Here is an 11,152-nt window from a genome sequence, read left to right as displayed (position 1 = left end):
CATCTCCTTTGCTGCAATAAATGCTATCAAAGGAGCGGCATCAAACCGCGACACGTCCAGGTGAGCGACACGCAGATCAGTGCCATGCAAGAAGCCACTTTGCTTCGCAACGCGTGTCAGGCCGCAGATGACATTACTCTGGCTGCCCGGATCGGGATTTCATTCAGGCAAGCCAGCACATTGACGGCTTATATCGCCCGAAGTTCGGCCACACTGCGTCAAGCAATTGAAAACGGTGCACGTTTCTATAGTCTTTCGGACAATTCGACTGAGTTCATCCTGAAACAGGACAGCGGCAGCGATGTCATGGAGGTTGTAACCGCCGAAGGTGCATTGATGCGGCATCACCGGTTTCAGGAGTTTCGGGTCTTTGGGCTGTTGGCCCGTCTGCGTGCGATAGTAGGGGCCGAGTTTTATCCGGAAGAACTTTGCCTGCGTCACGAGGGTGGTACGGATGCGAGTGGCTTTGAAAAAGTAGCGAATTGCTCAGTGATATTTGCCAGCCCGTTCAATGGCATCCGCTTCAGGCCCGGGGCGCTGGACCGACCGCTTCCAGGTTACGATCAGGACCTTGTCGCGTATCTGAATGAACTTGGAGCCGAACGCCTGCTCAAAGTGGGGAAGGTGAAACAGAGTTTCAGGGCACAGGTCGAGGCATTGGTGATTGGCAGATTGCCGGGGCGCATCCTGACAGCGGATGAGATCGCGTCAGAATTGGGGATGAGCCGTCGCACTCTGACCCGGCATCTGACGCAGGAAGGGGCCGGTTTTCGGCAACTTGTCGAAGAGATGCGTTTCGATCTTGCTAAGACCTATCTGAAAGACGGGCTCAATATTTCTGAAATTGCGTTTATTCTGGGATATGGCGATCATGCTGCATTCTCGACGGCGTTCCGCCGTTGGGCTGGACAAAGCCCCAGTACTTTTCAAAAAGACCGCTGAGTTACAAATGGCGACAAACCCGGCGGGACATGCCCGTCCGGGATTGAGGCAGTAGGCCGAAATTTTCCAACCCGGTTGGAAAGGGTCAGCCTGTCCAGTGTTATTGTAGTGAACTCAGTGGTCCTTGTGATGGCCTTTACCTTCTTTGTGATTGTCGAAATCATCGTGGCGATCTTCGAAATCGTTCTTTTGTACGGCCCCGGCAACTGCCCCGACAGTCGCACCAACAGCAGCGCCTTCTGCGGCATCTCCACCAGTCGCTTCGGCAACAACTGCACCCGCAACAGCACCACGGACGGCTTTTTCCGCGACATAGTCGGCTTGTGCCGACAAAGGCAGTGCCAGCAACATTGTGGCGGTGAGAGTGGAAAGAAGAGTGGTTTTAGCAACGTATTTCATGGTTCCTACCTTTCAGACTATGGCGTCCTTCGTGTCCGCCTTCTGACACTCAATTTGATGAAAGGTCGGGAGAATTTCTTGCGATACTGGGACTAGTGTGTGCGAATATGGGACATCCGAAAACACTGAGCGTGTAGCCCTGCGCGGGTTTGCTGTCCAATTCTTGTCTTCGCGGTCATGCGGCAGGCACGGTATTCGAGGTTGATCTGGCGAGTGGAAAGAATGTGAGGATACCAGAAGATTCTGATCTTTTCTTCTGCGGAGTACTGTTTGCGGGTCGCACGGCGAATGTCCTTCACGACCCTCTCACCGTGGCTCTGCTTGGTTCCGGGTTTCTTTCTCATCTCCACTCCTTGGTGGTTACGATGAGCCAGAAACCCTCTCTTATCAAATCGGCCTAAACTGTCCCATGGGCGCTGACGTCAGACACTTTGTAAGGTAGAATAGAGCGCGAAACGACACATAGCTTAGTCCACAAGTGCCCACTGGCAGTATGTCGAAAGTTTTGTAGTGTCACTGTGTTCGCCTATCAAAAGTGGGTGCTCGTGCAACAACTCTGAACGCAATCTTTGGCGAAGCTACGCTCTGATTTCGGCCTTCATGAATTCAACAAAGGCCTTCACGCGCGGTTTGCGAAAAGCTGATGGCAAATGGACACTTTGGATCGGGAGCGTGCGGGAGTGGATTCCAAAGAACAGCTCGACCAACCGCCCTGTTTCCAGGTCATCCCCGAGGAATACATCGGGGCAGATAAAGATACCCCGCCCTGCGCGTGTTGGCACAAGACAGGCAGGGGGGCTATTGGCGAGGAACGGCCCGGATACGGGCACATGTATGGTTTGGCCTTCGACCTGAAACGGCCAGCGGTTCGGGTCGGGGTTGTTCGCATCCCTGATACAGATGTGTTCGGAAAGCTCAGCAGGATGTGAAGGCGTGCCATGCTCTGCAAGATAGGCCGGTGCAGCCACGACCTTCATATGCGTCTCGCCCAGCTTGCGGACAATCAGGCTTGAATCATCAAGGTTTCCAATCCTGATTGCAATGTCAAAGCCACCCTTGGCCAGATCAGCATAGTGATCCGACAGGTCCAGCTCGACCGTGACACTTGGATGTTTTTCAACAAAACGTGTTGCGGCTACCGCCACCGCAGTGTCGCCATAGGTGAGGGGCGCGGCAACGCGAATAACACCTTTCAAACCACCTGAAGTATCGAATTCGGCTTCTAGCTGTTCAAGCTCGGCAAGAACACGTCGCGCCCCTTCCAGGTATTTTTCTCCTTCGTGAGACAGAGACATTGAGCGCGTGGTGCGGTGAAGGAGCGTCATCCCAAGCAGGTTTTCGAGCCCGGCGACGCGCTTGCTCACCAACTTGTTCGAAATCCCCAAGCGTTGCCCAGCAGCAGCGAAGGAACCGGTTTCTACGACAGCCACAAAGCTTCGCATCGCATCAATCCGGTCCAATCATTTATCTCCAGAATGACGATACATACTCTCAATTATCGCCATTTCAGCGAGCAAAAGCCACAGCTAAGTTCTTCTCAAGCCCAAACGCAGGAGACAAGAACATGGCAAGTTCACATGCGCCCATCTCGATTGGTCAGGTTGCCCTGACTGTGCGCGACCTTGATGGCATGGCCGCGTTTTATGAAGAGGTGATTGGTCTTGGCCTGATCGAACGCAACGGTGATACCGCCCGTCTGGGCACCGACGACGGGACACTGATCGAGCTTCGCCAAGACCGCAATGCCAGACCTTTCCCGCGCGAAGCCGGACTGTTTCACAATGCCTTCTTGCTGCCAACCCAGCAGGACCTCGCCGCTTGGTTAATCCATGCCGAAGAACGCGGAATCCGACTTGATGGCGCATCACATCACGGCGTTAGCGAAGCTCTCTATTTGAGTGATCCGGAGGGGAATGGCATCGAAATCTATCGTGACCTGCCGCGCGAGACTTGGAAGCGCTGTGGCGACCAAGTGCAAATGACAACGCAACCGCTCGACCTGTACTCGCTGAAACAAAATGCCACGCCATGGCACGGCGCGCCTAGCGGCACAGTCATCGGACATGTCCATTTGCGTGTTGGTGATGTGGATGAGGCCGCGCGATTTGTTACTCAGGCCATTGGAATGGTGCAGACGTTCCAACTGCCATCGGCCCGTTGGTTCGGGTCAGGCGGCTACCACCATCACCTTGCTGTCAACGAATGGCAATCCAAAGGGGTAAAGAAGCGCACAGAATGGAGCACAGGCCTCGCGAGTGTCGAACTTCTGGCGGAATCTGAAAGCCTAAACCCTGGTCGCCTGATCGACCCGTGGGGAACTGAATTCAAAATCACCGCGATGCAAGCCCGCGCCGCGTGAATCCTATCACCACCGCTTCAAACGAGGAGAAAATCAATGACCCCCAAAGAGCTCGTACTGGAGGCTGTTGCAGCCATTTTTATCAATTTCGATCCTTCCGCAGCGCAGCAAATGCTGGCGCCGGACTACATCCAGCACAACCCCGCCGTGCCGACAGGTGCAGCCCCCATTCTTGGTTTCATTCCAGGCTTGAAGGACAGCGGGATCGAAGTGAACATTCACCGTGTGATCGCCGAAGGGGACATGGTTGTCTTGCACACGACCTACAACAATGCACAGGCTTTTGGCGCAGATACGTTGGTTGGCTTCGACGTCTTCCGCGTGGAAGATGGAAAGGTTGCAGAGCATTGGGACAATCTGACTCCGCTCGCCCCGCCAAACCCTTCCGGTCACACGCAAACAGATGGCCCGACCGACATCACTGATCTGGACAGGACAGAAGAGAACAAAGCACTGGTCGCGGATTTCGTTGAAACCATCCTGAAAGGTGGTGAAACTGATCGGATCACCGACTTCCTGTCCACCGAAACCTACATTCAGCACAACAGCCAGATCGCTGATGGTTTGGACGGTCTGGGCGCCGCTTTGGTGGCAATGGCGGATCAGGGCATCCAGATGATCTATACCGATGTGCACATGGTTGTGGCCGAGGGTAATTTTGTATTCACCGCATCTGAAGGCACATTGGGCGGCGTACCGACCGCGTTCTATGACCTGTTCCGCGTTGAGGACGGAAAGATCGTCGAGCACTGGGATGTGATCGCAGAAATTCCATCCAAGATGGCCCATGACAATGGCAAGTTCTGATCGGATATCGACATGAAAACTTTATTGATCACCCTTATGACGCTCGTGGGGAGCACCGCGATGGCACAAGACTTCGGAGTAATTGAAATTGTGACAATGAATCTTGCAGAGGGTGTCACAGTTCAGGAGTTCGAGCCAGTCGACAAGGCAATCGAAGATGGCCACGTCAGCAAACAGCCCGGGTTCATCTCACGTCAAGCCGCCTTTGCAGATGGCAAATGGGCCGTCGTCGTAAACTGGGAAAGCGCCGAAGCAGCGCAGGCGTCCATGGACAGCTTCGCTTCTGCCCCGGCAGCGGAGGAATTCATGAGCATGATCGACGCTTCCACAATGTCGATGACACGCTACGACTTGGCGCGATAGCGAATAAACCTCCACAGCATCCGAGGGATTTACGGGTGCTGTACACTTTGTCAACATGACCTTTTCAAATGCAAACTTTCGCATCAACACATTGTATAATCAGAAAGTAGCGCGTCCGGACACGCCCGCTGGCGCCACAAAAGGCAGCCATATTGCGCGTCTGGGAGTTTGCAAAGCTCGGCGATGAAGAACCGCTTTGGCTGCGACCAACCAATCAAGCAAGCCGCAGAGAACGGCGACACTGAGCCCAAAGCGGAATGCAACATGCTCGACAACCATTCAGTGCGAAACAAAATGTGCCATTAAGCAATCTAACCCATCACTAAATGCATTCACCGCCATCGATAACTAAGGCTTGCCCCGTCATAAAAGCGGATTCATCTGAAGCTAAATAGACGATCCCATGGCCAATCTCTTCAACTGTCGCCCACCGGCTCATAGGGATCGCTTGCTCAATGTAGCTTTCCAATTTGGCGCGGCCACCCATCTGATTTTCGAAGCCTGCATTGAAGGGCGTGTCTACAAATCCAGGACAAAGGGCATTGAAACGGATTGCATGGACAGCGTAGTCGGCTGCCATCTGCCGAACCATCGCAACAGCTGCGTGCTTTGTGGTCGCATAGGCAATCATACCCCGGTCGTATTGAACCCCAGAATTTGAGGCCGTGACGATCACGCTACCTCCACCCTGTGATTTCATATGGGGGACGGCTGCACGCGCGGCAATGAAGTGGGCGCGGACGTTCAATGCCCATGAAGCATCCATTCCATCTGGTTCCACCTGTTCCAGTGTTCCTTCGATCTGCAACCCAGCATGAGAGTGCAACACGTCGAGCCGACCGAATTTTTTAACTGCTTCGTCTATGGATTTGGTAAGGGCATCGTCATCGGTCACATCAAGCTGTAAAGCTGATGCTTGATTTCCCTGCGCAACGATCTCGGCCACAGTGGCTTCAGCAAGTGTTGCATCGCGATCGGTTACCACAACATGCGCACCCTCTTGTGCCATTGCCATTGAACCCGCCCGACCAATTCCTGATCCCGCGCCCGTCACGAGCGCGACCTTACCTGCAAGCCGCATGTCACTTGGCTCCTTTATTTACTTATTCGATTTTGAGGCGCCTCGGCGCAAAAGCAGCTGCGCTGCTACGAGCAACAAGAGCGACGCGCCCATAACCATAGTGCCGATGGCATTGATCTCGGGTGTTACGCCGCGCCGGATGGATGAGAATATGTAGATTGGCAGGGTTGTTTCTGATCCAGCTACGAAGAACGCAATGATGAAATCATCAAATGAGAAAGTGAAGCTGAGCAGGAAGCCTGCCAAAATTGCCGGTGCTATCAACGGCAGGGTCACCTGTCGAAAGGTGCCCCAAGGCGTCGCAAAGAGGTCAGCCGAGGCTTCCATGAGCGCACGGTCCATACCCGATAGTCTTGCACGAACGATGATTATCACCAGCGCCATTGTGAACATGGTGTGCGCGGCGACAAGCGTGGGCATCCCCATGGAAAGTTGCGGGGGGGGTGCTCCATCGGACCATAGGCTGGCAAGAACTGGGTTAAGCCAGCCGAACACGGTGACCAGGGCAATGAGTGTCGCGATGCCGATGACGATACCGGGTATCATTATCGCAATATAAATCATCGCATCAAACAAAGTTCGGAGCCATCCCTTAACCCCTTGTAAAGCGATGGCCGCCATGGTTCCGAGAGTGGATGCGAGGCAAGCAGTTATGAATGCCGCAAGCAGACTGGTCTCGAGCGCGTCCATTACAAATGGGTTGTTCAGCGCTTTGCCATACCATTGGGTCGAGAACCCCATGAACTGGCTTGCGTGTCGTCCGGCATTAAAGCTGAAAAGCGCGATGATGCCGATTGGAATATATAGAAAAAGGTAGACGCAAATTGCGTATAAGCGCATCGGATCCTCACATCAGCGAGACATCTTCGCGCTGGCCACCCAGGCGCGAGATGAATTTCATGTAAATTGAGACAGTGACAAGCATTACGACAACCAGAGTCATTGCGACCGCCGATCCATACGCCCAGTTCCGAGACTGCAGGAACAGGTCCACCAGCGCATTTCCGACGAAAAAGACCTTTCCGCCGCCCAAGATCGCTGGGATCAGAAACTCGCCCATTAGCAAGATGAAGACCAGCATGCAGCCAGTTGCGATACCAGGTACCGACAAAGGAAGTGTCACCTGACGGAACGTACGCCATGGGGTAGAGCCGAGATCAGCCGATGCTTCCAGAAGGCGTTTATCCAGTTTGTCCAAGCTTACAAAAATCGGGAAAACCATCAGAGGTAGATACCCATAGACAATCCCGACAAGCACAGCGAGCGGCGTATTTATCAGGCGGATATCATCGATGCCGATCGACTCCAGTAAAGCGGGCAAGCCTCGCCCCCCAAGGATGAAAATCCATGCGTATGACCGGATCAAGATCGATGTCCAGAACGGCACGATCACCAGGATCAACAGCGAAGTTCTCCACTTTGGTGAACACCGCACCGCAAGAAAGTAGGCGAGCGGGTAGGCAATTACCAACGCAGCGATAGTCCCCAGAGGTGCAAGGATCAAGGTGTTCTTAAACGCCGTCCATCGCGCAGGAAGGTTGGCATATTGTTCCAACGTGAACGCTGGAACGTAGCCTCCGGCGGCACCCCGTTCGCCAAAGGAAAAGACGAAGACGACCAGCAGAGGAAGGGCAAGCATTACCAAAAGCCATATTCCTGCTGGAGCCAGCAACAGTGCTTTTCTGCCTCGTTCGGTCATTTTGTCCTCGTCTTTTCCGATATTGGCGGCCTTGCCGCTTAGGCCGACTTGAAGCGGGCGAGCAACTCGGCGCGGTTTGGATCGGTTAGCGTAGCCGCCGCGCCAAACTCGAGCGCATTCAGAAGGTCAGCTGCCGGATAAAGGATCGGATCTTCCAGCAATTCCTTCGGCAGCAACGCATTGGTGCGAGCATCAGCCGATGGATAGCCATGAGCGAGGACTTCTTTCGCATTAACTTCCGGATTCAGCAGGAAGTCGATCAAGGCATAGGCGGCATCCAAATGGGGCGCGCCCTTCGGAATGGCATAATAATCCGACCAGAGTTCACCGCCCTCGGCACCCAGAACGTAGGCGATTTCAGGCATGTCGACGTTCATCTGCTTTCCGTCACCCGTCCAGCACATGGTCATCCAGGCGTCACCGTTGCGCATCGGTGGCTGATAGTCAGACGAAATTGCGAACAGATGCGGCTTAGCATCAAGCAACAATTTCTCAGCATCCGCCAGTTCCTTCTCATCGACCGAGTTGAAGGAATAGCCAAAATACTTCAGTGCATTACCGATAGTGGTGAGTTGGTAATCGTGCACCATTGTACGCCCTGAGTAACCCGCCATAGTCAGGTCCCAGAACTCTTTCCATGTGGTTGGAGTCGGAGCGCCATCAAGCTTGCTGGTATTCACTGCAAAGCCGGTCGTGCCCCAGTTTTTCGGCACTGCGTAAAGCTGGCCACCGACAGAACCAGCATCTGAAAAGCGCTGTTCGAATGAACCTGCGTCGTAGTTTGGCAGTTTGGACGTATCGAGCGGAATGATCAGATCTTCGCCCACATACGTAGTGATCGTGTAATTGGTTGGAACGAACACGTCCCAGCCAGAGCCTCCGGCCTGCAACTTTGCCAACATCTCTTCGTTCGAGCCAAAAACATTGACCTGAACATGGGCGCCGGTGGCTTCCGTGAAGGCTTCGAAGTTCATCTCGTCATGGTAGTTCGGCCACGTGGCGAGGATCACTCGGTCGCCAACGTCTCCGGCAGCAAATGCCGGGCGTGGACGCAACCCAGGCATGGCCGTGCCCAGAACGGCCGTTGCCATCCCAAGACCTGTCACGCCCAAAAAATGTCGCCGGGTGACCGAACCCTTTTGGTACCGGCGAAGCTCTTCCATGAACTTTTGCTTGGAAATAGTCCCGTTATCATTGGTCATCGTGAACCTCTCTTTTGTTGGATTGCGGGATTTGTTATTTTTCAAGGATCAGCAGTGCGCCTTCGCCCCATGAGACAAAGGCTTGCTCTCCTGCATTGAACGTCCCCTCGTTCAATTCCGCTTGCCTTGGCACAAGCACGTGGAAATCACCCAGTGCTTCGTTGCGCGCAAGGTATTCTGTGTGCTCCCCAAGGAAGATCCGATTTTTAATGGTAACTGGCAGAGCAATTTCAGCTGTGGGTAGCGCGCGGGTCAGCGTGATCTGTTCAGGACGGATGCTGACGCACACTTCCTGCCCTACATCGATTGGGGTCTCCGGATCTCCGTGCACCTTTTGGCCGCTTGCTAAACGCACAGTGATTTGGTCGGCTACTGCGTCAGTTACGGTTGCATCAAAGAAATTCGAGGTGCCAACAAATCCTGCCACATAGCGGCTGCGGGGCATGTCATAGAGTTCGCGTGGGCTGCCTACCTGCACAATACTGCCGCCTTCCATCACACAAATTCGATCGGACATTGAAAGCGCTTCTTCCTGATCGTGCGTGACGAGGACAAAAGTTATTCCCAGTTTTCGCTGCAGGTTCTGCAGTTCAAACTGCATTTCTTTTCGAAGCTTTCGATCCAGAGCAGCCATTGGTTCATCGAGCAGCAAAAGCTTGGGCTCGTTTACGATCGCACGCGCCAAAGCGACACGTTGCTGTTGACCCCCAGACATCTCCCAGATTCTACGTGGGCCAAACCCACCAAGACGGACAGTTTCTAGCGCTTGCTCAACCTTTGTCGCTATTGTTTTTTTGTCTACGCGTGGTCGTTGTTGGCGCAGGCCGTACGCGATGTTGTCGAACACACTCAGGTGAGGAAAAAGAGCGTAGTGCTGAAACACCATGTTGACTGGGCGATGGTGCGCATCCAAGTCGTTGACGACTTCGCCATCGAGCAACACCTGACCTTCGGTTGGTTTCTCGAAACCCGCCAGCATTCTAAGTGCAGTGGTTTTGCCGCAACCAGATGGGCCTAAGAACGACAGGAACTCTCCTTTCCTAATGGAAAGATTCAGGTCTTTGGCAGCAACCACATTCCCGAAGGTCTTGGTCACTCCGCGGAGTTCTGCAATCGTCTGCATGGTGACGCTCATGTCAAAGCTCATATACTGCCATTTTCCTTTTGCTTGATTTTTTGGCATTTATTGGCATACCACTCAAACAGGGAAAAAGTAACAATAACTCCGATTAGCTGTATATACCACAATTGGGGTATAGAGCTGCTTTTCGAAAATCTGGAGCAGCGTGTGTACGATTGGATGGAAGAGGCCGGCAGGGTCGTGGAGAAGATTGGAACCCCGGAATTTCCATGTGCTTTGTCAGATGGCTTGCGGCAGGTTGCACCATTCGATTTTACAGTAGTATTTGGCCATGTCGGAACCGAAGCACCAATAGACCTTCACGACGATTTTCCCAAAAGCAAGCGGCGTATTTTTGTTGAGGACTACCAAGCTGGACCCTACGTGCTTGATCCATTTTTTTTGGCCGCGACAAAACCGATAACACCGGGTCTGTACCGCATGCGTGATATCGCACCGGACAGGTTCTATCAGGGCGAATACTATCGCAGCTATTACAAAAGGACTGGGTTAGCAGAGGAGATTGGCTACTTTATCGATATCCCAAGCACTGGGATGGTTGTGGTCTCCCTCATGCGTGCAGAGAAGCCTTTTTCAGCCAAGGAAATTCGTCATTTGCTCGCTCTTTTGCCGCTCGTTCGGGCAGTCTGTTGCAAACATTGGAGTGGCTTTCCAACGATGGCCCGCGGCACCGCAGCGAATGGCGTTAGTCGTCGCGTCGATCTTGCATTCCAGGCATTTGGCGATGGCGTTCTGACACCACGAGAAAGAGAAGTCGTTGAGTTCACGTTGAAGGGCCATTCGGCAGAAGCTGTCGGCACAATTCTCGGCATCTCTCCAGGCACAGTCCGCATCCACAGACGCAACATTTACGCGAAACTTAGGATCAACTCGCAGGGTGAGCTTTTTTCAAAGTTCATTGAAAAGGCTCTTTAGAAGGTTCCTTGAATACCCGCTTTGTCCGCGTTTTAACGGTTCATGCAGCGCGCAGCGAAGGTCAGCATTTTTTATACGATCATGCCCCGAGCCGAACTCGTCCCCCAATACAGGAACTTTGGGAGGCAGGGCAGGCTACACCTGCTGGTAATTCCGGCGGGTCTTGAACCCGAACAAACTGCGGCGATCGAAAAACAAGCCTGAACATTCACGGGCGCGTTGAGAGAAGCGACCGTCTTGGCGA

12 protein-coding genes are annotated in these 11,152 nt (G+C 53.5%); 5 read left to right on the top strand and 7 right to left on the bottom strand.

What is annotated here, in order from left to right:
- A partial coding sequence (locus I9182_RS19420) for an AraC family transcriptional regulator (RefSeq protein ID WP_209599356.1) occupies positions 1-942 on the top strand: 942 nt, incomplete at its 5' end.
- 114 nt (positions 943-1,056) lie between these two features.
- Here the strand turns inward: I9182_RS19420 and I9182_RS19415 are convergent.
- Together I9182_RS19415 and I9182_RS19410 are read right to left on the bottom strand one after the other, a co-directional pair.
- A complete protein-coding gene (locus I9182_RS19415; RefSeq protein WP_209599355.1) occupies positions 1,057-1,341 on the bottom strand; it encodes a glycine zipper domain-containing protein in 285 nt (94 codons plus the stop codon).
- Positions 1,342-1,919: 578 nt separating this feature from the next.
- Positions 1,920-2,801 (bottom strand): LysR family transcriptional regulator, encoded by an 882-nt coding sequence (locus I9182_RS19410; protein ID WP_209599354.1) that lies wholly within the window; start codon positions 2,799-2,801, stop codon positions 1,920-1,922.
- Between the two features lie 104 nt (positions 2,802-2,905).
- On the opposite strand from I9182_RS19410, the gene I9182_RS19405 reads away from it, so the two are divergent.
- From I9182_RS19405 to I9182_RS19395, 3 genes are all read left to right on the top strand, one after another.
- Positions 2,906-3,700 (top strand): VOC family protein, encoded by a 795-nt coding sequence (locus I9182_RS19405; RefSeq protein ID WP_209599353.1) that lies wholly within the window; start codon positions 2,906-2,908, stop codon positions 3,698-3,700.
- Positions 3,701-3,736: 36 nt separating this feature from the next.
- Positions 3,737-4,507 carry a nuclear transport factor 2 family protein gene (locus I9182_RS19400; RefSeq protein WP_209599352.1) on the top strand — a complete coding sequence of 257 codons (771 nt, stop codon included), beginning with the start codon at positions 3,737-3,739 and terminating at the stop codon, positions 4,505-4,507.
- Between the two features lie 96 nt (positions 4,508-4,603).
- Complete coding sequence (locus tag I9182_RS19395) at positions 4,604-4,870, top strand: hypothetical protein (RefSeq protein ID WP_209599351.1); 267 nt, start codon at positions 4,604-4,606, stop codon at positions 4,868-4,870.
- A 322-nt stretch (positions 4,871-5,192) separates the two neighbouring features.
- Here I9182_RS19395 and I9182_RS19390 read toward each other — a convergent pair whose 3' ends face one another.
- From I9182_RS19390 to I9182_RS19370, 5 genes are read right to left on the bottom strand one after another with little or no spacing between them, the layout of a single operon-like run.
- The gene (locus tag I9182_RS19390) at positions 5,193-5,951 is read right to left on the bottom strand and encodes an SDR family NAD(P)-dependent oxidoreductase (RefSeq protein ID WP_209599350.1); all 759 of its coding nucleotides are present in this window, start codon (positions 5,949-5,951) and stop codon (positions 5,193-5,195) included.
- Positions 5,952-5,969: 18 nt separating this feature from the next.
- Positions 5,970-6,791 (bottom strand): ABC transporter permease, encoded by an 822-nt coding sequence (locus I9182_RS19385; RefSeq protein ID WP_209599349.1) that lies wholly within the window; start codon positions 6,789-6,791, stop codon positions 5,970-5,972.
- Between the two features lie 7 nt (positions 6,792-6,798).
- A complete protein-coding gene (locus tag I9182_RS19380; RefSeq protein WP_209506287.1) occupies positions 6,799-7,650 on the bottom strand; it encodes an ABC transporter permease in 852 nt (283 codons plus the stop codon).
- 38 nt (positions 7,651-7,688) lie between these two features.
- Complete coding sequence (locus I9182_RS19375; protein WP_209506289.1) at positions 7,689-8,852, bottom strand: spermidine/putrescine ABC transporter substrate-binding protein; 1,164 nt, start codon at positions 8,850-8,852, stop codon at positions 7,689-7,691.
- A gap of 34 nt (positions 8,853-8,886) precedes the next feature.
- Positions 8,887-9,987 carry an ABC transporter ATP-binding protein gene (locus I9182_RS19370; RefSeq protein WP_245222752.1) on the bottom strand — a complete coding sequence of 367 codons (1,101 nt, stop codon included), beginning with the start codon at positions 9,985-9,987 and terminating at the stop codon, positions 8,887-8,889.
- Positions 9,988-10,140: 153 nt separating this feature from the next.
- Here I9182_RS19370 and I9182_RS19365 point away from each other — a divergent pair, with 153 nt between their 5' ends.
- On the top strand, positions 10,141-10,908 hold the full coding sequence (locus I9182_RS19365) for a helix-turn-helix transcriptional regulator (protein WP_348540412.1): 768 nt from the start codon (positions 10,141-10,143) through the stop codon (positions 10,906-10,908).
- Positions 10,909-11,152: the final 244 nt, after the last annotated feature.

This window comes from Ruegeria sp. HKCCSP351, assembly GCF_017872535.1.
In the GTDB taxonomy this organism is placed as follows: domain Bacteria; phylum Pseudomonadota; class Alphaproteobacteria; order Rhodobacterales; family Rhodobacteraceae; genus Ruegeria.
The sequence above is the reverse complement of the archived record's forward strand: the minus strand, read 5'-3'. Positions and strand labels throughout refer to the sequence as shown.

Bases quoted from the DNA above. Each gene is read 5' to 3' on its own strand.
- I9182_RS19415 (WP_209599355.1), bottom strand. From the start codon at position 1,341: ATGAAATACGTTGCTAAAACCACTCTTCTTTCCACTCTCACCGCCACA.
- I9182_RS19405 (WP_209599353.1), top strand. From the start codon at position 2,906: ATGGCAAGTTCACATGCGCCCATCTCGATTGGTCAGGTTGCCCTGACT.
- I9182_RS19400 (WP_209599352.1), top strand. From the start codon at position 3,737: ATGACCCCCAAAGAGCTCGTACTGGAGGCTGTTGCAGCCATTTTTATC.
- I9182_RS19395 (WP_209599351.1), top strand. From the start codon at position 4,604: ATGAATCTTGCAGAGGGTGTCACAGTTCAGGAGTTCGAGCCAGTCGAC.
- I9182_RS19390 (WP_209599350.1), bottom strand. From the start codon at position 5,951: ATGCGGCTTGCAGGTAAGGTCGCGCTCGTGACGGGCGCGGGATCAGGA.
- I9182_RS19385 (WP_209599349.1), bottom strand. From the start codon at position 6,791: ATGCGCTTATACGCAATTTGCGTCTACCTTTTTCTATATATTCCAATC.
- I9182_RS19380 (WP_209506287.1), bottom strand. From the start codon at position 7,650: ATGACCGAACGAGGCAGAAAAGCACTGTTGCTGGCTCCAGCAGGAATA.
- I9182_RS19375 (WP_209506289.1), bottom strand. From the start codon at position 8,852: ATGACCAATGATAACGGGACTATTTCCAAGCAAAAGTTCATGGAAGAG.
- I9182_RS19370 (WP_245222752.1), bottom strand. From the start codon at position 9,987: ATGAGCGTCACCATGCAGACGATTGCAGAACTCCGCGGAGTGACCAAG.